Source organism: Rosenbergiella sp. YN46, from assembly GCF_036620675.1.
Taxonomy (GTDB): Bacteria; Pseudomonadota; Gammaproteobacteria; order Enterobacterales; family Enterobacteriaceae; genus Jejubacter.
Genome location: NZ_JAZHEE010000004.1, coordinates 216252 through 239474, shown reverse-complemented (window position 1 = coordinate 239474; position 23223 = coordinate 216252). Strand labels below are relative to the sequence as shown.

The following is a 23223-nucleotide window of genomic DNA, read 5'->3' as shown; positions in this document are numbered from 1 at the left end:
TCACCTTTCCTGTCGGCACACATCCCTCAGATAATCAATAAGCGCCCGCACCGCGGGCGCGGTGTGGCGCTGACGCGGATAATAAAGATGCCAGCCCAGAAACGGCGGGCAGTACGCTCGTAACAAAGGGATAAGTTCACCGCTTTCCAGCCAGGGTTTGAGTTTATCTTCGCTCCAGAAAGTGATTCCGATCCCCTGAACTGCCGCCACCGCCGCGACTTCCCGTCGGGTGGTGATAAGCGGCCCCTCCACGGCCAGCGACATCCAGTGTCCGTTCTGAAAGAACTCCCAGCGATACAGACTGTTATTTCCAGGATTGCGCCAGTTAATGCACTTATGACGCTGCAAATCGCCCGGCGTTTCAGGCGTGCCATAACGCGCCAGATAGGCCGGCGAAGCGGCCGCCACCATCCGCAATTCAGGCCCCAGGGAACAGGCCACCATATCTTTCTGTACGAACTCTCCCAGGGTAATGCCCAGGTCAAAACCTTCGGCAATCAAATCAACAAAAGCCGACTCGGCGACAATATCCAGCACGATATCGGGATAGCGTTCATGGAAGCCCCCCAGAACTGGCGCCAGTACATCGTCCGCAGCGATGCTGGATGCGTGCAACCGCACCCGTCCGGAGAGTTTTCCCGCCTGGCTGCGAGCTTCATGAAAAGCGGCATCCAGCTCATCCAGCGCCGGGCGCAACCGCGCGTACAGGCGCTGCCCGGCCTCGCTAAGCGACACTCTGCGGGTGGTGCGATGAAACAGCCGGGTGCCCATTTTATCTTCCAGTCGCCGAATTACCTGACTGAGCGCCGACGGGGTGATATTCAGGGTTCTGGCGGCGGCCACAAAACTTCCCTGTTCGGCGATGGCCTGAAAAGCCCGTAGCTGCTTATAGTCGCTGTCTTTCATCAATTATATATCCACAGCTAATCAATTCATGAAGAATGCGTGGCATTAAACATCAATGTCAACGCCTGCAGAATAGGGGCCTCACCCCATACCGGAGAGGAAACAATGTTGAAACCACGAGCTTTAGGCAGCCAGGGGCTGACCGTTTCTGAGATTGGCCTGGGATGCATGGGCATGAGCCATGCCTACGGCGCGGCCGACGAACAGGAATCTCTGGCGACCCTGGATCGCGCCCTGGCGCTGGGGCTGAACTTTTTCGATACCGCGGAATTCTACGGCCCTTATCTGAATGAAGAATTGCTCGGCCGCTGGCTAAAACGAAGCCGACAGCGCCAGCAGACCGTTATCGCCACCAAGTTTGGCTTTGATATCAGCAAGACGCGGGCCAGCGGCCTGGACAGCCGACCGCGGCATATTCGCGAGGTGGTCGAAGCCTCACTGAAGCGTCTGCAAACCGACTATATCGATCTGCTGTATCAGCATCGGGTCGATCCGGATGTTCCTGTCGAAGAGGTCGCGGGCGCCGTTGGCGATCTGATTGCCGAAGGCAAGGTGCGCTATTTCGGTCTGTCGGAAGCGGGAGTGGACACCCTGCGCCGAGCCCATCGCGTACACCCCGTTAGCGCGTTGCAGAGCGAATATTCGCTGTGGGAACGCAATATCGAAGCGGAGATATTACCGACGTTACGCGAGTTGGGCATCGGTCTGGTACCCTTCAGCCCCCTGGGGCGAGGCTTTCTGACCGGTCAGGCCAAACCGGCTCAGGACTACCCGAAAGAGGATTTCCGCTCCTGGGGCGATCCGCGCCTGCAGGGCGAAAACTACCGGCTTAATCTGGCCATCGTCGATGCGGTCAAAGCGCTGGCCGACAAACATAACGCCACGCCCGCTCAGGTGGCTCTGGGTTGGCTGCTGCATCAGGGCCAGGATATCGTGCCGATCCCCGGCAGCAGGCGACGCAGCCATCTGGAGGATAACCTGGGCGCTGCCGCTCTCAATTTATCGGCGCAGGAGTATGCCGGATTAAGCGCCATGACGCAGCGGCATCAGACCCGTGGGGCGCGCTATACCGAAAATTTTGCGCGCTTTGTCGACCGTTAATGGCCGCTGCGCCCCTGACGGGGCGCAATTTTCATCCCGATTTGTTACTATCGGCTGCGGCTTGCGCCTCATCCGGGACGACCCGGGTGGCTTTCATCTTTGTCAGGACGACCTGACGCTAATGGAGAAGTCTGTTATGGCGTGGATTTTCCTTGTCGCCGCCGGTATCCTGGAGATCGTCTGGTCGTATACCATAAAGCTGTCCCACGGCTTTACCCGCCCCAGCTATGCTGTGATTACGATTGTTGCCATGATTGCCAGCTTTGGTCTGCTTTCATTCGCCATGCGCTCCCTGCCTCTGGGCACCGCCTATACCATCTGGACCGGTATCGGCGCGGTGGGGGCATTTACGGTTGGGCTGTTTATCCTTGGCGAACCGGCTTCATTAACCCGCATTATCGCCGCAGTATTGATCGTTTCAGGTCTGGTATTAATGAAGATAGCTTCCTGAATAAATAAAAACGCCATCCCAACGGATGGCGTTTTTATATCAGAGCCCGGAATTACCGGTATATCTTCGCGTTAAAGCTGCCGCTGTTATCGCCATAGCCCTTAGCGCTATCGACCACAAACAGATTCAGCTCGCCATCTTCCGGGACTTCCCAGTCAACGATGCCGCTACCGATATCGTAACTTTTTCCGGAAGCGCCCAAACGAGCTTTTACCACCACTTCATCGCGCGTCACCAGACCATCGCGTACCCGCCCATAGGGCGTGGCTAACGCAAACTCTTCTTTGCCGTATTTAATCCAGCCGGAGACCTGAATGGTCACTTTATCTCCGGCTTTTAGCTGTAGCCCGGTGCTGGCACCTTCCGCTCTGCTGGCCGGGATCTCCCCTGTCCACGCCTGACTTACGCCGGCTTTTCCGCCGGCAGCCGACTTGTAGATATCGACGTGAAATTCGCCGCTGTTATCAGCGTAGTTGGAATCAGTGATGAGCAGCGTCAGTTCGCCATCATCCGGCGCGGACCACTCGTAAACGCCATTGCCTATCGGATACTGGGTCGAAGCGCTGCCTATCCGGGCCTGAAGGGGAACAGCAGTGTCTCTTTAATACCGCCGATGGAGGTGCCGCCAGGAGTAACCTCCACTCCGTGGTGGCTGGACAGCGAAGCCGCGTAGAATGAAATGGAAGGGAATTACCGAAAAACGCAGCAGTCCGGGAATCGGCGGATCAAGGTTAATATTCCTCAACGCCCGATGGCGCTACGCATGACATCGGAGGCAATACACCCCCTTCGCGCCACCTGTGCTTTTCGCTGCCACCATCCAGCTTGTACCGAAAGGGAGCCACTGGCGCGCCGGGCGGGGACACTGCTGATTCAGTTTTCCACGCCCAGGCAGAGAATCGACGCCATTGGCATTTATCACGGTTTCGAAATCAGGCTCCTCACCAGCACCAGCACCAGCACCAGCACCAGCACCAGCACCAGCACCAGCACCATTCTGAATCAAAAACGACCACTCGCCGGGTCGACCAGAGGCCGATGATTCGACTCCGCTCCGATAGCGCCAGGCAAAAATAATCATAGCATCATGGAATCCTGTCATCATCCGCTACGTCCCCTGAATGCTATAATCATGAAATCATATAGCTAAATAATTATACAATCACTAAATCACAACAACACCTTATAAGAATTTGATATTATTTACTTTTACTGCACAAGGATGCATAAACGTATTGGATTTTATAATCACATGATTATAAAATTATTTAATACTGTCATGCAAAGATACAAACATCAGACTGTTATCCATAGCGGTAATCATGTGATGATGAGAATCTGATAATCATAAGATGATTGCATTAGATAAGGATAAGCCATGGCTAAGATTATCGCTTTTCTGAACGGAAAAGGCGGCGTGGGGAAAACCACCGCAGCGGTGAATGTGGCAACCGCCATCGCGCGTAAAGGTTATTCAGTCGCTGTTGTCGATACCGATCCCCAACAGAGCATCAGCAACTGGTATGAAGAGGACAAATGTCGCTTTGACCTGACCGAAGCGGCAAGTGAAAAAGAGGTCTACCAGGTCCGTAAGGCCTTAAAATCCTATGATTATGTCATTATCGACGGCGCGGCTGCGATTTCGGCTATTTCGGCTGCGGCAGTGATGGTTTCCGATCTGGTGCTGATTCCGGTTACCCCTTCCCCGCTGGATTTCGCAGCCTGTAGCGCGATTCTCGCCGTACTGGAAGCACGCCAGGATCTGCAACCGGTGGTCGCGCGCTTCTTTATTACCCGCAAAGTGCAGAAAGCGCGCATGCTGTCGGTGCTTAAAGCATCCATCGCCGATACCGGCGTGCCAGCGTTGCGAACCGGCATGGCCCAGCGCCAGAGCTATGTTCGGGTGATGCTGGACGGCAGCACCGTGTTCGATACCGATGACGGCGCCGCAAAAGGAGAGATTGAAGTGCTGACCAACGAGATACTGGAGCTACTGGTATGAAAATGAAACTCGGCCAAAACCGTAATACCGTTCAGGCAGTCAATTCGTTACGCAACGCCACCGGATTGACCAAAAAACTACAAATGAACATTCCGGAAGAGCTGCACAAGTCCTTTAAGATGGCCTGCCTGAAGGCAGATATGGATATGACAGAAGTCACAATAAATCTTATAAAACAATGGCTTAATCAACAAGGTGAAGGCTAGATCACCTAGAAATCAAATAATCCTGTAATCATAAAAGCATAAGATTACAGGATTATAAAATCATATATTTTCCCAAACGCCTCTGCTTACTGGCTACACTTAGCACAGCACAGCACAGCACAGCACAGCACAGCACAGCACAGCACAGCACAGCACAGCACAGCACAGGGTGTCACTAAAATCAGAAATCTAGGTGCTTTTCTCGGAAATTTTAAGACAATTGTCCAGCGTAACGGGAATTCGTTTTAGCCCCAGTTTACGCAATATATTAGACTTATGCGCGCTTATTGTTTTTTCACTGCGCGATAGCTTATCGGAAATCATTTTATTTGTTGCACCACCCAAATACATCTGGAATATTTCTTTTTCACGTCGGGTTAATCCCGAAGTAGAAAAGAAAGACTCATAAAACTGATTATCTGACACACTCCATAAAGCGCTAATATTCCATGAATAGCAATATCCTCCGTTCAGCACCATACGAATCGCGGCAATAAAGAATTCAACATCGCTGTCCCGGTTAAGCATGCCGCGCAGACTTGGAATATTCTTCTGTAATAGTGGCCAGACATCTTTAGTTTTGGTTAATGCAATGACAGGAATCCCCTCCAGCAGGGACAGGCAGGCACATATCGCCTCCAGCGAATTATCAGTGCTCAGGCAGTCAAGAATAACGATACTATAATTTTTTATATTTAAAGATCCGTTGAGTTCTCCGGAAAATTTGGCATGAATAGTAGAGTTAGATAATTTTTGTTCCAGCACATACTGAATCCCTGCGCCCGTTAAACTGTTATCTCTTATATACAGAATGTCCATATCCCTCTGCCTTTTATTCCAGCAATACGCCTCGACTGCCGATTCCATTTAAAGTTCTGAATAACTCACGTCATATGATTTAGGAAATCACCCTGCACCGTTGCTAAACAGGGAGATTTAAACGCGGATGGGTGAGTAAGTAATCATGTATCTTATCTTACCGTCAATAGGCAAGAAACCTAAAAAAATAAGTAAATCTAAGGATATATCTCATATACGCAATAAACACACCTAAAAAAAATAAAAAAATAACCTTCTATAACAACAAGATATCCCATAAAGAATGGATAATCACTAGTTTATCGTCACATGCGTGTTTCTACAGAGAATATGGCCGCCAGACGTAAAAGAAGCTCAAATACGTTACGTGAAGCGATTTTCTGTCAACATCAGAATCAGAAGATACACCAGTATACCGCACTCACCGCACAGGAAGAAAACCCCCCTGGCTCTGCTACACTATCCTGTCATTGCCACTCACTTCACTTACCAAAAAGGTGGAATAAGATGTCGCAACACGAATATCAACCTCCCAGGGTATGGACCTGGGAACAACCTGAGGATGGAGGCACCTGGTCCTCTATTAACCGCCCAGTTTCCGGCGCGACTCACGAGGTGACGCTACCGCGAGGCAAACATCCCCTGCAGCTCTATTCGCTGGGTACCCCTAACGGCCAGAAAGTGACAATCATGCTGGAAGAGCTGCTGGCGAAAGGGGTAAAGGAGGCGGAATATGACGCACACCTGATTCGAATTGGCGAAGGCGATCAATTTTCCAGCGGGTTTGTTGAGGTTAATCCCAACTCAAAAATCCCGGCCATGCTGGACTGCTCCACCACACCACCGACTCGCCTGTTCGAATCCGCTTCCATTCTGTTCTATCTGGCGGAAAAATTCGGCCACTTCCTGCCGACAACTCAGCCCGCCCGCGCCGAAACCATGAACTGGCTGTTCTGGCTACAGGGATCGGCCCCCTTCGTAGGCGGCGGTTTCGGCCACTTCTATGCCTATGCGCCGGTGAAAATCGAATACGCCATTAACCGCTATGCCATGGAAACCAAACGCCTGCTCGACGTGCTGGACAAGCAACTTGCCAGGCACCAGTGGGTGGCTGGCGATGAATACAGCATTGCCGATATGGCTGTCTGGCCCTGGTTCGGCGGACTGGTACTGAATCGCTCTTACGACGCCGCCGAATTTCTGGATGCCAGCAGCTATAAGAATGTCGTGCGCTGGGCAAAGACAATAGACGCCCGACCAGCAGTAAAGCGTGGACGGATCGTAAACCGAACTGCGGGGCCGCTTAATGAACAGCTGCATGAACGCCACGACGCTTCGGATTTCGATACGCTGACGGAAGATAAACGTCAGGGATAAACCCTGAATGGAATGCGCCGGGCGATCCCGCCCGGCGCAAGAGCCCTTATCGGGCGGAAAGCGGCTTCATGCCGATACGACGCTTGCGGTTACGCTTCACCAGTGCCACCGCTTCCGAATGGCTTTCCACTGCCGGCGGCGATCCCGCCAGCGGTTGGCGCGAGCTCTCCTTACTCAGCCAGGCGGCAATACCTCCGACCGCGGCAGCGAACATCAAATAGAACGCCGGCGCCAGCGGATGCCCGGTACTTTCCACCAGCCATGCGCTAAACAGCGGCGCCGTACCGCCAAACAGCGAGGTGGAGAGGTTATAGGCAATCGCCATACCACCATAGCGCACTGAAGTAGCGAACAGCGCCGGAAGCGTGGAAGCCACTGTGCTCAGGAAACAGCTCAGTAACAGGCCCAGTACCAGCATCCCCACAAACGCCAGCCCCAGATTACCGCTCCCCAATAGCCAGAAGCAGGGCAGCGACAGGAACAGGAACCCCAGACAGCCGGTCATCCACAGTGGGCGGCGCCCGATCCTGTCCGACAGCATGCCAACAAAAGGGATCACCGCCATCATGCACAGCATGGCGACCATCACCACCGCCAGACCCTGAAGTTCGCTAAACCCCATCACCACATTCAGATAGCCCGGCATCCAGGTCAGTAACATGTAGTCCGAAACGTTAAGGATAAACACCAGCCCGATGCAGATCAGAAACGGGCGCAGGCTGTTCGTCAGCAGATCCCGCCACTGCTGTACCATGCCGGGCGGCTTCTCTTTCGGCGCCTGCTTTTCCAGGTACTGACGAAAGGCCGGGGTCTCCTCCAGCCGCAGACGTAGCCATACCCCTAAAAGCCCCAACGGACCGGCGATCAGGAAGGGAATGCGCCAGCCCCACTCGCGCATTCCCTCATTGCCCAACAGATGCGTCAGACTGGTTACCAGCATCGCCGATATCACCAGTCCGAACAGCGTGCCAATCTCCAGCCAGCTCCCCATAAAGCCGCGCTTTTTATCCGGCGCATATTCGGCAATAAAGGTCGCGGCACCGCCATATTCACCGCCGGTGGAAAATCCCTGAACCAGGCGCGCCAGCAGCAGCAGCGCCGGTGCCCATAGTCCGATAGCGGCATAGCTGGGGATAAGCCCTATAGAAAACGTACCCAGCGCCATCAGAATCATGGTTAAAGCCAGGACTTTCTTACGGCCAATGCGATCTCCCAGGGGGCCAAAGAAAAGTCCGCCCAGCGGGCGAACCAGGAAGGCCACCGCAAAAGCGGCATAGGTCGACAGCAACTGCGCTACCGGGCTGGCATCCGGGAAAAAGACCGAACCCAGAATCACGGCCAGGTAGCCGTAGATACCAAAATCAAACCACTCCATGGCATTTCCCAGCGAAGCCGCACCAATGGCGCGCTTCATCAGCGGTTTGTCCACTATCGTGACATCGCTGACCTGCTGCGGCAGTTCCTGATCTACAGATGATGAGTTTGTCTGCATCGCAATTTTCTCCTGCCAGGTCACGGCCGACGACCGGTGTCGCCACCCGAGCGGAAAAACCTCTGTCATCAACAAACCCGTTTCCGGCCTGACTCCCGGACGCCATCAGTTCCCCTCAGCCCGCCAGGCTAAACCCCGGCTGGCGTCTGATCAAGGGAGCGGTAGCGGCGTCGGGTGTCTGGTGCCGGAACCGTTACCGGAATAACCGGAACGGCGCGTGCTGAACCCCGTAGTCAAAATATCCGGTATGCATATGCGGCAGGACCTTTTGAATACTGATTCCGCAACGGGCGGATTTTCCGCATGGTTTATCGTTAAGTCGACCGCTCCCCCGCCAAAATGGCCGAACGGCAGTCGCGGACTGTCGTTCAATCATGATGTCAGGTTGGGGATAGCAAAATTGCGCCTCTATAGCAAACCTGGCCGGTATTTCTGCCCGTCGCACGGCACTTTGTCATAATTGGGATTATTCGCAGATGAGAGCGAGCGCCGCGCAAAAGCCTGCGACGCTAGCAAAAGTGTGGGTATCAGAGCGCAATATCGGCCACGGTTTCCGGCTGAGCGGCAGGGATACCGCGATCCGGCTCCGGCGCTGCATCAGGACGGAAATCAGGAACCGGGTTATCCAGTTGCAGCACTTCGCTGGTATAACTCAGTATCTGCTCGGTGGCCTCGACGTTACCGTTAAGCTTTGTGCCCCAGGAAGGGATGATTTGCTGTAGCTTCATGCGCCAGTCGGCGCTGGCCATCTGCTCGCTGAAGGCCCGTTCCAGCAGATTAAGCATGATAGGCGCGGCGGTCGATGCCCCCGGAGACGCCCCCAGCAACGCGGCGATAGTGCCTTCGCGATCGCAGACGATCTCGGTACCCAGACGCAGCACGCCGCCTTTTTTGGGATCGCGCTTGATTATCTGCACCCGCTGCCCGGCTTTCCACAACCGCCATTCATCCGGGTTCGCATCCGGATAGTACTGGCGCAGTGCGTCAAAGCGATCTTCATCGCTCTGCATCACCTGGCTAATCAGGTACTTCACCAGACTGAAATTATCCAGCCCGACCCGCATCATCGGCATCAGGTTGGAGCCATTAATGGTACCGAACAGATCCCAGAGCGATCCGGTTTTCAGGAATTTGGTCGAGAAAGTGGCGAACGGCCCGAACAGCAGCACCCGTTTGCCATCCAGTACCCGGGTATCCAGATGCGGCACCGACATTGGAGGTGCTCCCACCGAAGCCTTACCGTACACCTTTGCCAGATGACGGTTAACCACCTCGGGATTATCAGTTATCAGGAATTCGCCCCCCACCGGGAACCCCGCGTACTCCTTCGCTTCCGGGATACCGGATTTTTGTAGCAGGGTCAGTGATGCCCCGCCCGCTCCCAGAAAGACGAACTTCGTTTTAACGACGCGATCCTGCCCGGTTTTGCTATCGGCCAGAGTGACGTTCCAGGTTCCATCGCTATTACGCTTCAGAGTGCGAACCTCGGTATTGAGATTCAGCCTGAAGTTGGGTTTCTTCTGCAGTGACGCCACCAGTTGGCGGGTGATTTCGCCAAAGTTCACGTCGGTACCCGTACCGATGCGGGTGGCGGCCACTTTTTGCCCGCCGTCGCGTCCTTCCATTATCAGCGGCACCCATGCTTTGATCTGCTCCGGATCTTCTGAATACGCCATACCGCGGAAAAGGGTGCTCTGCTGCAGGGCAGCAAAACGTTTACGCAGAAAGTTAACGTTCCGATCGCCCCAGACGAAACTCATATGCGGGACGCTGTTGATAAAACTCTGGGGGTTATGCAGAACGCCATTACGAACCTGCCATGCCAGGAACTGGCGGGTAATCTGGAAGGATTCGTTAATGTTAACGGCTTTGGAAATCTCCACGCCATCGGCAGTTTCAGGGGTGTAATTCAGCTCCGCCAGCGCGGAATGGCCTGTGCCCGCGTTGTTCCAGCCGTTCGAGCTTTCCTTCGCTACGCCATCCAGGCGTTCCACCATTTCGATAGTCCAGTCCGGTTCAAGCTCCTGCAACAACGTGCCCAGCGTCGCGCTCATGATTCCACCGCCGACCAGTAATACATCAACGGTTTTCTCTTCCGCTACGTCCACTTTGTGGTTCGCGCCCAGCAGATTGGCCGCGGGCATGACAAGCGCCAACTTCCTCATCTCTACTGCCTCTTTTGTTTTTTTCACTATCCAGGAGTCACTACAGAGTCAAAAAGTGCAATAATTCCCAAGAAATCAAAAAATTATGCTATGGCTGACGCTGGGCGGCACCGGAGCGATACCGTCTGAAGCAGTCAAAGCCGGATCAACATATCACTTTTTCGGATATGTTAAAAATTTTTGTGGAAGATTAAAATTTAATAGACATATCGTTAACATTAGTAGAATTAATGTTCGTGTCGGTTATCAGAGCCCGCCCATCCCTTTCCGTTACAGGAGACTGACAAGATGAGTAACTCAATGAATAAAAAAACATTTCCTGTCTTTGACGGACACAACGATCTGCTCCTTCAGCTGTGGATGCAATCAGGCTCGCCAATTGAGGATTTCCTGCATGGTACGCTGCCGGGTCAACTCGATTACGCACGAATGCGCCAGGGCGGTTTTGTCGGCGGTCTGTTCGCCGTTTTTGTGCCCCCGGCCCACTATGTGGCACAGATGCTCAATATCCCGCTGGAACAGGCGCAACGGCAGACAGCGCTGGAGATTACCGAACGCCAGATGGCGCTGCTGCACGAACTTATAAACCGCTCCCGGGGCCAGGCGCGACTGTGTCTGAACGCGGCGGAGATCGACGCCAGCATCCGCGACGGCGCCATTGCCATGGTAATGCATATCGAAGGTGCGGCGGCGCTGGATGCGGAGCTAAGCCAGCTCGAAGGATGGTATCAATCCGGGCTGCGTAGTATCGGCCCCTTCTGGAATCTGCCTAACGCCTTTGGCGAAGGGATTAGCGGCAGCTTCCCCGGTTCGCCGGACAGCGGCCCCGGGCTGACGCAAGCCGGTCGCCGACTGGTGCGTGCCTGCAACCGGATGGGCATTATGCTGGACGTTTCCCACATGAATCAGAAAGCCTTTTTCGATACCGCCAGCCTGAGCGAGGCACCGCTGGTCGCCAGCCACTCCAACGCCCATGCTATCTGCCCCCAGCCGCGAAATCTTACCGATGAGCAACTGGCGGCCATCGCCGCCAGCGACGGCCTGGTTGGCGTTAATTTCGGCAACGCGTTTCTGCGCGACGACGGTAAACGTTCATCCGATACACCGCTGAGCCAGGTGGTGCGTCATATCGACTATCTGATTGAAAAACTGGGAGAAGACAGAGTCGGCTTCGGCTCTGATTTCGATGGCACCCAGACGCCCGACGCGCTCAACGATGTCGCGGCGCTCCCGGGTCTTATCGATGCCCTGCGCCAGGCAGGCTACCCGGACTCATTACTGGAAAAACTTTGCTGGCGCAACTGGTTACGGGTGCTGAAGCAAAGCTGGGGTTAGGTAATCGTGCGAAATCCGTTAATGGGTTGCATGATTTGTTAATTAAAAATTGTGATCGTGATCTAAAATAAAGCCTCATGACCCGGGGCTGAACCCCGGGATTATCACCCTGACGCTATCCTGATATGCGGGAGAGATGCAAGTCAGTCCCTCGTTAACATAACGGATAACCCCGACCGGGTGGCGATTAATAACCGGAGGTAAATAATATGAAAACATGGTGCACGCCTGATTTTGAAGATATGCGTTTAGGCCTGGAAGTGACGCTGTACATTTCCAACCGCTAAGCACATCGGCTCCTCCTGAACCGGGAGGAGCCTTTCCCACCAAAACGGATTTACCATGAAAATTAAAGTCCTGGGTTCCGGTGCCGGGGGCGGTTTTCCTCAGTGGAACTGCAACTGTCGGAACTGTCGGGGCGTTCGCAACGGTACCATCAAAGCCACGCCGCGTACCCAGTCTTCCATTGCGCTGAGCGATGACGGGAAGAACTGGATCCTGTGTAACGCCTCACCCGATATCGCCCAACAGCTGGCCGCGAATCCTGAACTCCATAACACCGATGTACTGCGGGGTACCGCTATCGGCGCCATTATTCTGACCGACAGCCAGATCGATCACACCACCGGGCTGTTAAGCCTGCGTGAAGGCTGCCCGCATCAGGTCTGGTGCACCACCGAAGTCCATAACGACCTTAATGAGGGATTCCCTCTGTTTCCCATGCTGTCGCACTGGAATGGCGGCCTGGTGCATCACCAGATTACGCCGGACGAGGCTTTTAACCCCGGAATCTGTCCGACGCTGCGCATTACCGCGCTGCCTATCGTCAGCAATGCGCCGCCCTATTCGAAATATCGCGGCCGACCGCTGCCAGGCCACAATGTCGCGCTGTTTGTGGAAGATACCGCCAGTGGCAGTACATTGCTCTATGCCCCGGGCCTGGGCGAACCGGACGAGGCGTTGATGCCCTGGTTCCGGCGCGCTGACTGCCTGCTCGTGGACGGTACGCTGTGGCAGGACGACGAGCTGGCCGCCACTGGCGTCGGCAGCCACACCGGCAAAGAGATGGGACACCTGGCCCTTGGTGAACAGCAGGGGCTGATGGCGCTACTGGCGGCACAACCGGCCCGGCGCAAAATACTCATCCATATCAATAATACCAACCCCATTCTTGATGAGGAGTCCGCTGAACGCCTGGCGTTAACCCGCCACGGTATTGAGGTCAGCCACGACGGCATGCTCATCGAAATTTAGGTAAAACAAGACTATGCAAACCGCACCCATGACTCCCGAGCAATTCGAGCAGGCGCTGCGCGACAAAGGCGCCTGTTACCATATTCACCACCCCTATCACGTCGCTATGCACAACGGCCAGGCGACCCGCGAGCAGATCCAGGGCTGGGTGGCGAACCGCTTCTACTATCAGGTGAATATCCCGCTGAAAGACGCGGCGATCATGGCCAACTGCCCGGATCCCGATACCCGTCGCAAGTGGGTTCAGCGTATTCTGGATCACGATGGCTATCAGGGCGCCGAAGGCGGCATTGAAGCCTGGCTGCGGCTGGGTGAAGCGGTGGGCCTGAAGCGCGAAGCCCTGCTTTCCCACCAGCACGTGCTGCCGGGCGTGCGCTTCGCCGTAGACGCTTACGTTAACTTCGCGCGCCGCGCCATCTGGCAGGAAGCCGCCTGTAGCTCCCTGACCGAACTGTTCGCACCGCAGATCCACCAGAAGCGGCTGGATACCTGGCCCGGCCACTACCCGTGGATCGAGGCAGCAGGCTACGACTACTTCCGCCGCCGCCTGGGCGAGGCCCGCCGTGATGTGGAACACGGCCTTACGCTTGCGAAAACATTCTGTACTACGGTAGAAAGACAGCAAAGAATGCTGGAGATCCTGCAGTTCAAACTGGATATCCTGTGGACGATGCTGGACGCCATGACCATGGCCTATGAACTGCATCGTAAACCCTATCACAGCGTCACTGATAAAGACCTGTGGCATACCACGAGGCTCGTCTGATGAGTAGCGAACAGATCCCCGTTTTCCGCCGCGGCTACCGCCTGCAGTGGGAAGAGACGCAAAACTGCCATGTGGTGCTTTACCCGGAAGGTATGGCGAAACTGAACGGCCCCGCGGCAGAGATCCTGCAACTGGTGGACGGTAAGCGCTCCATCGCCGGGATAATCGATGAACTTAACCAGCGCTACCCCGACGCGGGAGGCGTGGATGACGACGTTGTCGCCTTCTTTCCGCGGGTAGTGCAACAGAAATGGATTTTATTACGTGAGCCAGAGTGAATTAGCCGTTAAACCGCCGCTGTGGCTGCTGGCGGAGCTGACCTACCGCTGCCCGTTGCAGTGCCCTTACTGCTCCAACCCGCTGGATTTCGCGAGCCAGGAGAAAGAGCTGACCACCGAGCAGTGGATCCGGGTGTTTGAACAGGCCAGAGAGATGGGCGCGGTGCAGCTTGGTTTTTCCGGCGGCGAGCCGCTGACCCGTAAGGATCTGCCCGATCTGATCCGGGCCGCGCGCGACCTTGGTTTTTACACCAATCTGATTACCTCCGGCATTGGTCTGACGCGCAAGAAGATCGCCGACTTCGCCGATGCCGGGCTGGATCACATCCAGATCAGTTTCCAGGCCAGCGATCCGGATCTCAACGCCGCACTGTCAGGATCGCAAAAAGCCTTCGAGCGTAAGCTGGAGATGGCGAAAGCGGTGAAAGAGCACGGCTACCCGATGGTGTTGAACTTCGTGCTGCACCGCCACAATATTGATCAGATCGATAAGATCCTCGACCTTAGCCTGACTCTGGAAGCCGACGACGTAGAACTGGCCACCTGTCAGTTCTACGGCTGGGCGTTTCTGAACCGGGAAGGGCTGCTACCCACCCGCGATCAGATAGCCCGGGCGGAAGAGGTGGTCGCCCGTTACCGCACCCGTATGGAGCGCGACGGCGTATTGACCGATCTGCTGTTTGTCACCCCGGACTACTATGAAGAGCGCCCCAAAGGCTGTATGGGCGGCTGGGGCGCGGTATTCCTGAGCGTCACACCGGAAGGCACCGCTCTGCCCTGCCATAGCGCCCGCCAGTTGCCGATTGAATTCCCGTCAGTGCTGGAACACAGCCTTAAGCATATCTGGTTCGAATCCTTTGGCTTTAACCGCTTTCGCGGCGACAGCTGGATGCCGGAGCCCTGCCGCTCCTGCCCGGAAAAAACCAAAGACTTCGGCGGCTGCCGCTGCCAGGCTTATATGCTGACCGGCGATGCCGCCAACGCCGATCCGGTGTGCAGCAAATCGCCCCATCACGGCAAAATTATCGAAGCCCGTCGCCAGGCGGAGTGCGCGTCGCTCGATATCCATCAGCTTCAGTTCCGTAACCGCGCCAACTCGCAGCTTATCTACAAGAGCCACGTATGATCGTTCGCCGCCTCGCCAACGGACTGCGGGTCCATGCCGTTACGCAGCCGGGGGCGCAGCGGGCGGCGGCGCTGGTACGCATCGAAACCGGTAGCTATCACGAACCCGAAGCCTGGCCGGGGCTGGCCCATTTGCTGGAACATACGCTATTCGCCGAAAGCGCCCGCTACCGTGACCAGCAGCGGCTGATGCCCTGGGTTCAGCGCCAGGGCGGCCAGCTCAACGCCACGACCCGGGGCGAGCAAACCGCCTTCTTTTTTGAGGTGGCGCCGGAACACCTGGCAGACGGACTGGAACGACTGCGCGATATGCTGGCCGCACCGGCGTTTCCCCTGGCGGCCATCCAGGCGGAAACCGCGGCGATTGATGCTGAATATGGCCTGCTTAAGCGCCACGGCGACACCCTACGTGAAGCCGCAACGCTACTGGCCTGTACGGGCACCCCGCCCCTTCACCGCTTCCATGTCGGCAGCCATGTCGCTTTCGGCGAAGACTCGCAGGCGCTTAGAGCCGCCTTATGCGCCTTCCATCAGCGCTATTACCATGCAGGCAGGATGTCGCTGTGGCTCCAGGGGCCACAAAGCGAAGAAGCGCTCATGGCGCTGAGCGTTCCCTGGGCGCAGTTGTCCGGCAGCGCAGAATCGCTCCATGTCGCGGCGCCGCTTTCTGTTATGCCACGGCGCATGGCGCTAAAGCTGGCGGAAACGCCGCAGCTGCGGCTGGCCTTTAGCGTTGAAAATCAGCCTGCTGTTATAGCGGCCGCCGCGCTACTCCAGGCATTTGTTCAGGACGATGCACCGGGCAGTCTGGCCCAGGCGTTGGCTGAACGGGCTCCGGGCAGTCGCCCGAGGCTGAGTCAGGTGCTGGAAAATCCGCATGCCCGGGTGCTGGCGATTGACCTCTCCTGTGGAGAGTCGCCGCCGGAAAGCGTCGCCGCCCTGTTTTTCGACTGGCTGGCGCAATTGCGCTGCCAGGCCCCGGTAATCGCCCGTCACTACGCGGCGCAGGCCCGGCACGATTTTACTGCCCTCTCCCCTCTGGAACAGCTGCGCGCCCGGGCGCTGCTGTTGGGCGAAGCCGACTGCTCCATGGCGTGGCGGCAGCTGCTGCAGGCAATAATGCCGAACCGTATGCTGTATCTCTACAGCGCGCCCCATATCAGCGGCCAGCCGGTCAACAGCCAGGGCTTTAACCTGGAATTGAGCGATTACCCCGGCGTTGAAAACGTCGTACCGGTAACGGACTGGCGATTTATGAACGGCAACTGCCCCACTCCGTCGCAGCCGCCATCGCAGCAGGCTGAACTGCCGCACCTGGCATGGCAAGGGGAGGCCACCCTGCTGCTTGGCGCGCGGTTACCGCCGGAACGGGGACTGGCCCTACAGCTTATCTGCGCACCGCTGGCCGCCGCCTGCCGCCATTACGGCGGCGCCATGCGTTTTGACAATATCGGCGGCGAATGGCTGCTGGCGCTGGGCGGGCCGCCGCAGGTGATGGAGTGGGCGCTGACGGCGACGCTGGATGCTTTCCGGCAGATGACGCCCGAAGCATGGCGACGCGGAGAGGTCGCGCAGGCCCGGCATCGCCAGCAATGGATGGGCGAGATTGCACTCCGCGCCCTGATGGCCCAGCTTCCAGCGCTGCTGGAAACGCCAGGGAAGAAGCCCCGCTGGCAGGCAGCGCTAATGGGAGGCGACAGCGAACTGCATCACCGGCTGGCCAGGCGGCTTAGCGACCTGCCCTGGCCGCTGAGTCGGGAGGATACGCCTGCGCCATTCGCCAGCGGGCGCCATTACCGGCCAGCCGCAGGCGACGAAGCCGCCCTGCTGCTCTTCTGCCCGGCGCCCGATACCGCCAGCGAACAGGCGATGCGTATGCTGGCCCTGCTGCTGGCGCCGGACTACTTCCGGCGGCTGCGCGACGAGCTAAAGGTCGGCTACGCTGTCGGCTGCCGCTTTTATCAAAGCGCCGGGCGCTGCGGGCTGCTGTTTATGGCCCAGTCGGCGCACTTTAACGCTAAGGCGCTGCTGGAGGCCACCCGGACATTTCTGGAACACGCCCGACCACGCCTGACCGCGGAAGAGCTGGCTTCCCTGGCGGCAGCCTCCGGCGAACAACCGCCAGAGGCGCCGTTAATTCATGCGGCTCAGGCCTGGCAGTCCCATCGTCGCCGCGCCCATGAAAACGACACCGCCACCACACCCAGCGCGCTGGATACACTTTACCGACAGCTACTCGCCAAACCAGAACGCTGGCTGGTGGTGCAAAATTCCCGGGATTGTGGGGTGGCGTAACAACAGCGGGCGCTTTAGTATAGATATTAGAAACATCGTTTCAAAATAAGAAAGGAGACACTATGTCTTACTCTGCCAGCCCTTCCCGCTACCAGCAGATGCAATACCGCTACTGCGGCCGCAGCGGCCTGCAACTCCCGGCCCTTTCTCTTGGCCTGTGGCATAACTTCGGTGACGTCAGCGCCCTGGATAACCAGCGCGCCCTGCTGCGCAAGGCGTTCGATCTGGGCATCAATCACTTCGACCTTGCCAACAACTACGGGCCGCCGCCAGGCAGCGCCGAAACCAATTTCGGCCGCCTGCTGCGCGAAGATTTCACCGGCTATCGCGACGAACTGATTATCTCAACCAAAGCAGGCTACGACATGTGGCCTGGCCCCTACGGCAGCGGCGGTTCCCGTAAGTATCTGCTGGCCAGTCTCGATCAGAGCCTGCAACGTATGGGGCTAGATTATGTCGATATCTTCTATTCGCACCGGGTGGATGAAAATACCCCGATGGAAGAAACCGCCGGCGCGCTCGCCCATGCGGTGAAAAGCGGCAAGGCACTCTACGTCGGTATCTCTTCATATTCGCCACAGCGCAGCGCGGAGATGGCGCGCCTGCTGCGTGAACAGAACATTCCGCTGCTGATCCATCAGCCCTCTTATAATCTGCTTAACCGCTGGGTGGACAGCAGCGGCCTGCTCGATACCCTGGAGGACAACGGGATGGGCTGCATCGCCTTTACCCCGCTGGCTCAGGGTCTGCTGACCGGGAAATACCTGAACGGTATTCCGGCTGGTTCGCGAATGCAGTACGAAGGTAAGAAGGCCCGCGGGCTGACGGAAAATATGCTTAGCGAGCGCAACCTTAACAGCCTGCGTCTCCTTAACGATATGGCCCAGGCTCGCGGCCAGAGCATGGCCCAGATGGCCCTGAGCTGGCTGCTCAAGGATAAACGCGTAACCTCGGTGCTGATCGGCGCCAGCCGTACAGAGCAACTGGAAGAGAACGTGAAGGCGCTGGATAACCTGCGCTTTAGCGAGCAAGAACTGAACGCCATCGACGCTCATGTAGCCGATGGCGAACTGAATCTGTGGCAGGCGTCTTCAGATCAGTGATTCCTGCATGCCTGAAACGCTGTGGCCGCCACGCTGTTTTTTCGTGACGTGGCGGCCAACTTTACGGGGCGCGGTTTGCGTCATCAATAAGCGCCGTCACCCCGCTCAGAGAGCCGATACACACCTCGCCGGTGCGACCGCGCTTGCTGGCATCCATCAGCAACAGCGACTGCCCCGCCCGGGCCAGCAGCAGTTGTTTAAAACGCGCATTCCAGCCCTGTACATCCCAGATATCGCCTGCGGAATCCACCCCCTGGCAGGAGAAAATAAACAAGTCAATGTCGATATGGCGCAGTAGCGCCAGCAGGGCAGGATTCTCATAGCAGGCGCTGTCGCGATCGAGCCAGCCACCGCTGTGCAATAGTCGGATATTCGGGCGACGCTCCAGCGCCTGGCAGATACGCAGACTGTTAGTGAAAACCGTCAGGGAGAGATCGGGAAGCTGACGCGCCAAATACCAGCTGGTGGTGCTGGCATCCAGCGCCAGCGTGATGCCTTCGTCGATCCAGGGCAGTGCCCGACGCGCGATATCCGCCTTGCGGGCGTAGTGGCTCTTCTGGCGGGCGCGAAACGGATCGGCATAAGAGGTACCCCCCAGCAGGCTGCGCGCCCGACCATGGCTGCGCAGAATCTTTCCCTGACGTTGAAGCTCCCGCAGATCGCGGCGCAGCGTCTCCTGGCTCACTGCCAGGGCGCGTGCCAGAACATCGGTCGCCAGCCAGTCATGCTGGCCAAGCAGTTTCAGTATCCGCAGATGTCGTTCTTCCTTCATAACGCGCTCCCGGGTAGCCTGTGGCGTTATTCTGTAGTGACGGGATGGCGCTGTCAAAGCGCGCGGGCTTAAAGTCCGATGTCCATAAAAAAGGTTCAGCGCGGATTAGCGTGGAGTGTTCGAAAACGGAAACAAAAAACCGGCAGAATATGATGATGCGGCGGACTGGGGCCCCACTTCCTTTCAGGGAGAGGGCCGGGGTGAGGGTGACAGACAGCTTCGGCGCCCGGTTTCAGAGAAGCGGCAGAATATGACGATGCGGTGGGCGGTTCCGTTCACTTTGCGTGATTGCTTCTCTGTTAATCCACCGCCGGTGAACGGGCCAGGGGGGCTCAGTCGCCGCTCCCCTGGCGACCCGGGCTCCCCGGCGCTAAAAAACGCCCTTCGGGGCCCCTTCGCTTATCACGCCGGGCTTTTCGGAACGGGCAAGAGTCGCCATCCCAGGCGGCCTTGCCCTGTCGCGACATCCTGTCGCTCCTCCGGCCCTGCGTGAACGCTACGGCGTTTTTTAAGCCGGGATATAAGCCCCTCGTCGCTTCAGTCTGTTTTTTCAAATGATGCCAGCTCTGATTAATCAGGGCAGAAGGTTAAAGGCGATGACACTCCGGCCTGAAAATCGCCGGAGTATTCACGGCAGCCAGGGTCAGCCCGACAGGACGTCGGGCTGAGGGCGTGCGGCACAAGGACGTGGAGTCACGCCCGACCCGCCCGGCTGGCGGGAATACGCAGGGGCCCGCGACAGCGGCGATTTTCACGCCGGAAAGCGGGGTTGTCAGGGGCGGCATCTGAGCCCCTGGCCCGTTCACCGGTTCCGCAACCGACATATAAAAATACCCTTAAGGTGAACGGAACCTTCGCCAACGTGACATATTTCTCCGAAATACGGCACATCACTGTTGATTCACCGGTTCCGCAACCGGCATATAAAAAATCACCTTAAGGTGAACGGAACCTCCGCCGGCGCGGCATATTTCTCCGGAATACGGCACATCACTGTCGATTCACCGGTTCCGCAACCGGCATATAAAAAATCACCTCAAGGTGAACGGAAGCTTCTCCTGCGCGACATACTCACCCGGAAGACAGGACAGCCACCGGTAACTTCAGCTTCACGCCAATCCGCGATGAACCATAAAAAAACCCCGGCATTCAGTGCCGGGGTTTACAGTTTTAACGCTAAAAAACCGCTACTTATGGGAAACTTCCTGTCCCACCAGACCTATTTTGAGATAGCCTGCCTGGCGCAGCGTATCCATTACGTCCATCATGGTTTCGTAGTTCACGCTTTTATCCGCGCGGAAGAAGATGGTGGTGTCCTTCTTGCCCTGCGTCATGGTGTTCAGGGCATTGACCATATTCTCTTTGGTGACGGCATCGTCACCAAGAAACATGCTGTTGTCCGCTTTCACCGACAGGTAGACCGGTTTTTCCGGGCGCGGCTCCGGCTTACTGCTGGACGCCGGCAGGTTAACCTTCACGTCCACCGTCGCCAGCGGCGCCGCCACCATGAAGATGATGAGCAGCACCAGCATCACGTCGATAAAGGGCGTGACGTTGATGTCATGCATTTCGCCGTCGTTATCGACATTTTCGTTAAAGTGCATCGCCATAGCGTATCAACCTACACGCAGTTTACGGGCCGACTGTACCGGGCGGTTTGCCGCGGTCGCCTCCAGGTCAAGGTCACGGCTTTGCAGCAGCAGCACCTGCGCCGCCACGTCACCCAGTGCGGCTTTAAAGTTACCGATGGTGCGGGCGAAGATGTTGTAGATAACCACCGCAGGAATCGCCGCTACCAGGCCGATAGCCGTGGCCAACAGCGCTTCCGCGATACCCGGCGCCACAACGGCCAGATTGGTGGTCTGGGTTTGGGCGATACCAATGAAGCTGTTCATGATCCCCCATACGGTACCAAACAGCCCCACAAACGGAGAGATAGCGCCGATAGTGGCCAGATAGCCATTACCACGCCCCATCAGGCGACCAACGGAAGCCACACGCCGCTCCAGGCGGAAGCCTGTACGCTCTTTAATTCCTTCGTTATCTTCGCTGCCTGCGGAGAGTTCCAGTTCGTTCTGCGCTTCCTGAAGAAGCAGAGCGGAGAGACTGCCGTTTCCAAAAGAAGCCGCTTTTTCGCTCGCTTCTTCCAGCGAACGGGCATCGGCCAGAGCCTGTTGTTCACGCCTGAGACGGCTCTTCTGCTTCAGCATGGTGGCTCCCTTGCTGAAGAAGATGGCCCAGGTGACCACTGACGCCAGAATCAGGCCGATCATCACTATCTTTACGACGATATCGGCATGATGATACATACCCATGACGGAGAGATCCGTCTGCATCAAATTCTCTGTCACACTAACTCTCCAGGACAAAATTTAGAGAAAAACTGTTCGTAATAATACCAAAACGGCTTCGAATTGATAGTAGTTCTCATTAGTATTTACATGCTGACGTACTTTGTCCTCATTTTCCTTGCGCTCACGCAGTAAAAAACGGGAAGCGTTCACCCTTTCGTCTTCTGGCCCATTGCACTCAAAGTCCCGCTAGCTTATTTTGGACATCCAGACGTAAAGATGGGGATGACAATGACAAAGCAGCATATCGAAACCACCCTGGTGCATACCGGCCGGCGTAAACGCTATACCCAGGGCGCGGTCAACAGCGTGGTTCAGCGCGCCTCTTCGCTGGTATTCGACAGCGTGGAACAGAAAAAACGCGCCACCAAAGGCCGCGCCGACGGCGAGCTGTTCTATGGGCGTCGCGGTACTCTGACGCATTTCTCGCTCCAGGAGGCGATGTGTGAACTGGAAGGGGGAGCGGGCTGCGCGCTGTTCCCCTGCGGCGCGGCAGCGGTAGCCAATACTATCCTCGCTTTTGTGGAACAGGGTGACCATATCCTGGTGACCAACAGCGCCTATGAGCCTACGCAGGATCTGTGTACCCGAATTCTGGCGAAGCTGGGCGTGACCACCAGTTGGTTTGATCCCATGGTGGGCGAAAACATTGCCGATCTGGTGCAGCCCAATACCCGCATTGTCTTCCTCGAATCCCCTGGATCTATCACCATGGAAGTTCAGGATATCCCCGCCATTGTGCGCGCGGTACGCCGCAAGGCGCCGGGCGCCGTCATTATGATCGATAACACCTGGTCTGCCGGGGTGCTGTTTAACGCGCTGGAGCACGGTATCGACATCTCGATTCAGGCCGGAACCAAATATCTGGTGGGCCATTCAGACGCCATGATCGGTACGGCGGTGGCGAACGAGCGCTGCTGGGAACAGCTGCGGGAAAACGCCTATCTGATGGGCCAGATGGTGGATGCAGATACGGCCTACGTGACCAGCCGCGGCCTGCGCACTCTGGCGGTGCGCCTGCGCCAGCACCAGGAGAGTAGTATCGCCGTGGCGCAGTGGCTGGCCGAACAGCCCCAGGTGGCGCGGGTAAACCATCCGGCCCTGCCCCAGAGTCCGGGACACCAATTCTGGAAACGCGATTTTCTGGGCTGTAGCGGCCTGTTCTCTTTCGTTCTGAAGAAACGGCTCGACGATGCCGCCATGGCGCAGTTCCTTGACCACTTCCAACATTTTTCCATGGCCTATTCCTGGGGCGGCTTCGAGTCGCTTATTCTCGCGAACCAGCCGGAAGAGCTGGCGGCTATTCGCCCGGGCGGTCAACCCGACTTCAGCGGCACCCTGGTCAGATTGCACATCGGTTTAGAAAACGTTGAAGATTTAATTGCGGATTTAGCCGCGGGATTCGCCCGTATCACGTAAGCTTTC

At 56.8% G+C, this 23223-nt stretch carries 24 protein-coding genes; 15 read left to right on the top strand and 9 right to left on the bottom strand.

Annotated features, from left to right (window positions below):
- Nucleotides 1-906 carry a LysR family transcriptional regulator gene (locus tag V3W49_RS05955; RefSeq protein ID WP_500144307.1) on the bottom strand — a complete coding sequence of 302 codons (906 nt, stop codon included), beginning with the start codon at nt 904-906 and terminating at the stop codon, nt 1-3.
- 108 nt (nt 907-1014) lie between these two features.
- On the opposite strand from V3W49_RS05955, the gene V3W49_RS05950 reads away from it, so the two are divergent.
- Entirely contained in the window at nt 1015-2007 is a 993-nt protein-coding gene (locus V3W49_RS05950) for an aldo/keto reductase (RefSeq protein ID WP_500144365.1), read from the top strand.
- 136 nt (nt 2008-2143) lie between these two features.
- Nucleotides 2144-2458 carry a DMT family transporter gene (locus V3W49_RS05945; RefSeq protein ID WP_500144306.1) on the top strand — a complete coding sequence of 105 codons (315 nt, stop codon included), beginning with the start codon at nt 2144-2146 and terminating at the stop codon, nt 2456-2458.
- 52 nt (nt 2459-2510) lie between these two features.
- Here the strand turns inward: V3W49_RS05945 and V3W49_RS05940 are convergent, their stop codons facing one another.
- Entirely contained in the window at nt 2511-2897 is a 387-nt protein-coding gene (locus tag V3W49_RS05940) for a LecA/PA-IL family lectin (RefSeq protein ID WP_500144364.1), read from the bottom strand.
- A gap of 6 nt (nt 2898-2903) precedes the next feature.
- On the opposite strand from V3W49_RS05940, the gene V3W49_RS05935 reads away from it, so the two are divergent.
- From V3W49_RS05935 to V3W49_RS05925, 3 genes are all read left to right on the top strand, one after another.
- Entirely contained in the window at nt 2904-3131 is a 228-nt protein-coding gene (locus V3W49_RS05935) for a hypothetical protein (protein WP_500144304.1), read from the top strand.
- Between the two features lie 705 nt (nt 3132-3836).
- Nucleotides 3837-4460 (top strand): ParA family partition ATPase, encoded by a 624-nt coding sequence (gene parA / locus V3W49_RS05930; protein WP_500144303.1) that lies wholly within the window; start codon nt 3837-3839, stop codon nt 4458-4460.
- The gene (locus V3W49_RS05925; protein WP_500144302.1) at nt 4457-4666 is read left to right on the top strand and encodes a plasmid partition protein ParG; all 210 of its coding nucleotides are present in this window, start codon (nt 4457-4459) and stop codon (nt 4664-4666) included. The genes parA and V3W49_RS05925 overlap by 4 nt, the downstream gene beginning before the upstream one ends.
- Before the next feature lie 189 nt (nt 4667-4855).
- Here V3W49_RS05925 and V3W49_RS05920 read toward each other — a convergent pair whose 3' ends face one another.
- Nucleotides 4856-5485, bottom strand: coding sequence for a helix-turn-helix transcriptional regulator (locus tag V3W49_RS05920; protein WP_500144301.1), 630 nt, complete (start codon nt 5483-5485; stop codon nt 4856-4858).
- A 507-nt stretch (nt 5486-5992) separates the two neighbouring features.
- Here V3W49_RS05920 and yghU point away from each other — a divergent pair.
- Complete coding sequence (yghU, locus tag V3W49_RS05915) at nt 5993-6862, top strand: glutathione-dependent disulfide-bond oxidoreductase (protein WP_500144300.1); 870 nt, start codon at nt 5993-5995, stop codon at nt 6860-6862.
- A gap of 46 nt (nt 6863-6908) precedes the next feature.
- On the opposite strand, the gene proP is transcribed toward yghU, so the two are convergent.
- Together proP and mqo are read right to left on the bottom strand one after the other, a co-directional pair.
- Entirely contained in the window at nt 6909-8354 is a 1446-nt protein-coding gene (proP, locus tag V3W49_RS05910; protein WP_500144299.1) for a glycine betaine/L-proline transporter ProP, read from the bottom strand.
- 527 nt (nt 8355-8881) lie between these two features.
- Nucleotides 8882-10498 (bottom strand): malate dehydrogenase (quinone), encoded by a 1617-nt coding sequence (gene mqo, locus V3W49_RS05905; RefSeq protein ID WP_500144363.1) that lies wholly within the window; start codon nt 10496-10498, stop codon nt 8882-8884.
- A 321-nt stretch (nt 10499-10819) separates the two neighbouring features.
- On the opposite strand from mqo, the gene V3W49_RS05900 reads away from it, so the two are divergent.
- The 8 genes from V3W49_RS05900 (at nt 10820) to mgrA (ending at nt 18675) form a co-directional block, all read left to right on the top strand.
- On the top strand, nt 10820-11854 hold the full coding sequence (locus tag V3W49_RS05900; protein WP_500144297.1) for a dipeptidase: 1035 nt from the start codon (nt 10820-10822) through the stop codon (nt 11852-11854).
- Nucleotides 11855-12063: 209 nt separating this feature from the next.
- A complete protein-coding gene (pqqA, locus tag V3W49_RS05895; RefSeq protein WP_138099083.1) occupies nt 12064-12141 on the top strand; it encodes a pyrroloquinoline quinone precursor peptide PqqA in 78 nt (25 codons plus the stop codon).
- Nucleotides 12142-12196: 55 nt separating this feature from the next.
- Nucleotides 12197-13108: a pyrroloquinoline quinone biosynthesis protein PqqB gene (pqqB, locus tag V3W49_RS05890; protein WP_500144296.1), complete on the top strand. Its 912-nt coding sequence runs from the start codon at nt 12197-12199 to the stop codon at nt 13106-13108.
- 13 nt (nt 13109-13121) lie between these two features.
- A complete protein-coding gene (gene pqqC / locus V3W49_RS05885) occupies nt 13122-13874 on the top strand; it encodes a pyrroloquinoline-quinone synthase PqqC (protein WP_500144295.1) in 753 nt (250 codons plus the stop codon).
- On the top strand, nt 13874-14152 hold the full coding sequence (gene pqqD / locus V3W49_RS05880) for a pyrroloquinoline quinone biosynthesis peptide chaperone PqqD (RefSeq protein WP_500144293.1): 279 nt from the start codon (nt 13874-13876) through the stop codon (nt 14150-14152). The genes pqqC and pqqD overlap by 1 nt, the downstream gene beginning before the upstream one ends.
- The gene (pqqE, locus tag V3W49_RS05875) at nt 14139-15278 is read left to right on the top strand and encodes a pyrroloquinoline quinone biosynthesis protein PqqE (RefSeq protein WP_500144291.1); all 1140 of its coding nucleotides are present in this window, start codon (nt 14139-14141) and stop codon (nt 15276-15278) included. Before pqqD ends, pqqE begins: the two co-directional genes overlap by 14 nt.
- Nucleotides 15275-17572 (top strand): pyrroloquinoline quinone biosynthesis protein PqqF, encoded by a 2298-nt coding sequence (pqqF, locus tag V3W49_RS05870; protein WP_500144290.1) that lies wholly within the window; start codon nt 15275-15277, stop codon nt 17570-17572. The genes pqqE and pqqF overlap by 4 nt, the downstream gene beginning before the upstream one ends.
- A 62-nt stretch (nt 17573-17634) precedes the next feature.
- A complete protein-coding gene (mgrA, locus tag V3W49_RS05865) occupies nt 17635-18675 on the top strand; it encodes an L-glyceraldehyde 3-phosphate reductase (RefSeq protein ID WP_500144289.1) in 1041 nt (346 codons plus the stop codon).
- 61 nt (nt 18676-18736) lie between these two features.
- On the opposite strand, the gene fucR is transcribed toward mgrA, so the two are convergent.
- The 4 genes from fucR to exbB form a co-directional block, all read right to left on the bottom strand.
- Nucleotides 18737-19447 (bottom strand): L-fucose operon activator, encoded by a 711-nt coding sequence (gene fucR, locus V3W49_RS05860; RefSeq protein WP_500144288.1) that lies wholly within the window; start codon nt 19445-19447, stop codon nt 18737-18739.
- 587 nt (nt 19448-20034) lie between these two features.
- Nucleotides 20035-20232, bottom strand: a complete 198-nt coding sequence (locus tag V3W49_RS05855; RefSeq protein WP_500144287.1) for a hypothetical protein — start codon at nt 20230-20232, stop codon at nt 20035-20037.
- Between the two features lie 402 nt (nt 20233-20634).
- Nucleotides 20635-21057, bottom strand: coding sequence for a TonB system transport protein ExbD (gene exbD / locus V3W49_RS05850; protein ID WP_500144286.1), 423 nt, complete (start codon nt 21055-21057; stop codon nt 20635-20637).
- A 6-nt stretch (nt 21058-21063) separates the two neighbouring features.
- Entirely contained in the window at nt 21064-21798 is a 735-nt protein-coding gene (gene exbB / locus V3W49_RS05845) for a tol-pal system-associated acyl-CoA thioesterase (RefSeq protein ID WP_500144285.1), read from the bottom strand.
- Nucleotides 21799-22029: 231 nt separating this feature from the next.
- Between exbB and metC the strand changes: the two genes are divergently transcribed.
- Nucleotides 22030-23217, top strand: a complete 1188-nt coding sequence (metC, locus tag V3W49_RS05840; protein WP_500144284.1) for a cystathionine beta-lyase — start codon at nt 22030-22032, stop codon at nt 23215-23217.
- The last annotated feature ends 6 nt before the right edge of the window (nt 23218-23223 follow it).

What these genes read in the sequence shown, in the direction of transcription:
- V3W49_RS05955 (WP_500144307.1), bottom strand. Translation starts at nt 906, where the DNA reads ATGAAAGACAGCGACTATAAGCAGCTACGGGCTTTTCAGGCCATCGCC.
- V3W49_RS05945 (WP_500144306.1), top strand. Translation starts at nt 2,144, where the DNA reads ATGGCGTGGATTTTCCTTGTCGCCGCCGGTATCCTGGAGATCGTCTGG.
- parA (WP_500144303.1), top strand. Translation starts at nt 3,837, where the DNA reads ATGGCTAAGATTATCGCTTTTCTGAACGGAAAAGGCGGCGTGGGGAAA.
- V3W49_RS05925 (WP_500144302.1), top strand. Translation starts at nt 4,457, where the DNA reads ATGAAAATGAAACTCGGCCAAAACCGTAATACCGTTCAGGCAGTCAAT.
- V3W49_RS05920 (WP_500144301.1), bottom strand. Translation starts at nt 5,485, where the DNA reads ATGGACATTCTGTATATAAGAGATAACAGTTTAACGGGCGCAGGGATT.
- yghU (WP_500144300.1), top strand. Translation starts at nt 5,993, where the DNA reads ATGTCGCAACACGAATATCAACCTCCCAGGGTATGGACCTGGGAACAA.
- proP (WP_500144299.1), bottom strand. Translation starts at nt 8,354, where the DNA reads ATGCAGACAAACTCATCATCTGTAGATCAGGAACTGCCGCAGCAGGTC.
- mqo (WP_500144363.1), bottom strand. Translation starts at nt 10,498, where the DNA reads ATGCCCGCGGCCAATCTGCTGGGCGCGAACCACAAAGTGGACGTAGCG.
- V3W49_RS05900 (WP_500144297.1), top strand. Translation starts at nt 10,820, where the DNA reads ATGAATAAAAAAACATTTCCTGTCTTTGACGGACACAACGATCTGCTC.
- pqqA (WP_138099083.1), top strand. Translation starts at nt 12,064, where the DNA reads ATGAAAACATGGTGCACGCCTGATTTTGAAGATATGCGTTTAGGCCTG.
- pqqB (WP_500144296.1), top strand. Translation starts at nt 12,197, where the DNA reads ATGAAAATTAAAGTCCTGGGTTCCGGTGCCGGGGGCGGTTTTCCTCAG.
- pqqC (WP_500144295.1), top strand. Translation starts at nt 13,122, where the DNA reads ATGCAAACCGCACCCATGACTCCCGAGCAATTCGAGCAGGCGCTGCGC.
- pqqD (WP_500144293.1), top strand. Translation starts at nt 13,874, where the DNA reads ATGAGTAGCGAACAGATCCCCGTTTTCCGCCGCGGCTACCGCCTGCAG.
- pqqF (WP_500144290.1), top strand. Translation starts at nt 15,275, where the DNA reads ATGATCGTTCGCCGCCTCGCCAACGGACTGCGGGTCCATGCCGTTACG.
- mgrA (WP_500144289.1), top strand. Translation starts at nt 17,635, where the DNA reads ATGTCTTACTCTGCCAGCCCTTCCCGCTACCAGCAGATGCAATACCGC.
- fucR (WP_500144288.1), bottom strand. Translation starts at nt 19,447, where the DNA reads ATGAAGGAAGAACGACATCTGCGGATACTGAAACTGCTTGGCCAGCAT.
- V3W49_RS05855 (WP_500144287.1), bottom strand. Translation starts at nt 20,232, where the DNA reads ATGCCGCCCCTGACAACCCCGCTTTCCGGCGTGAAAATCGCCGCTGTC.
- exbD (WP_500144286.1), bottom strand. Translation starts at nt 21,057, where the DNA reads ATGGCGATGCACTTTAACGAAAATGTCGATAACGACGGCGAAATGCAT.
- metC (WP_500144284.1), top strand. Translation starts at nt 22,030, where the DNA reads ATGACAAAGCAGCATATCGAAACCACCCTGGTGCATACCGGCCGGCGT.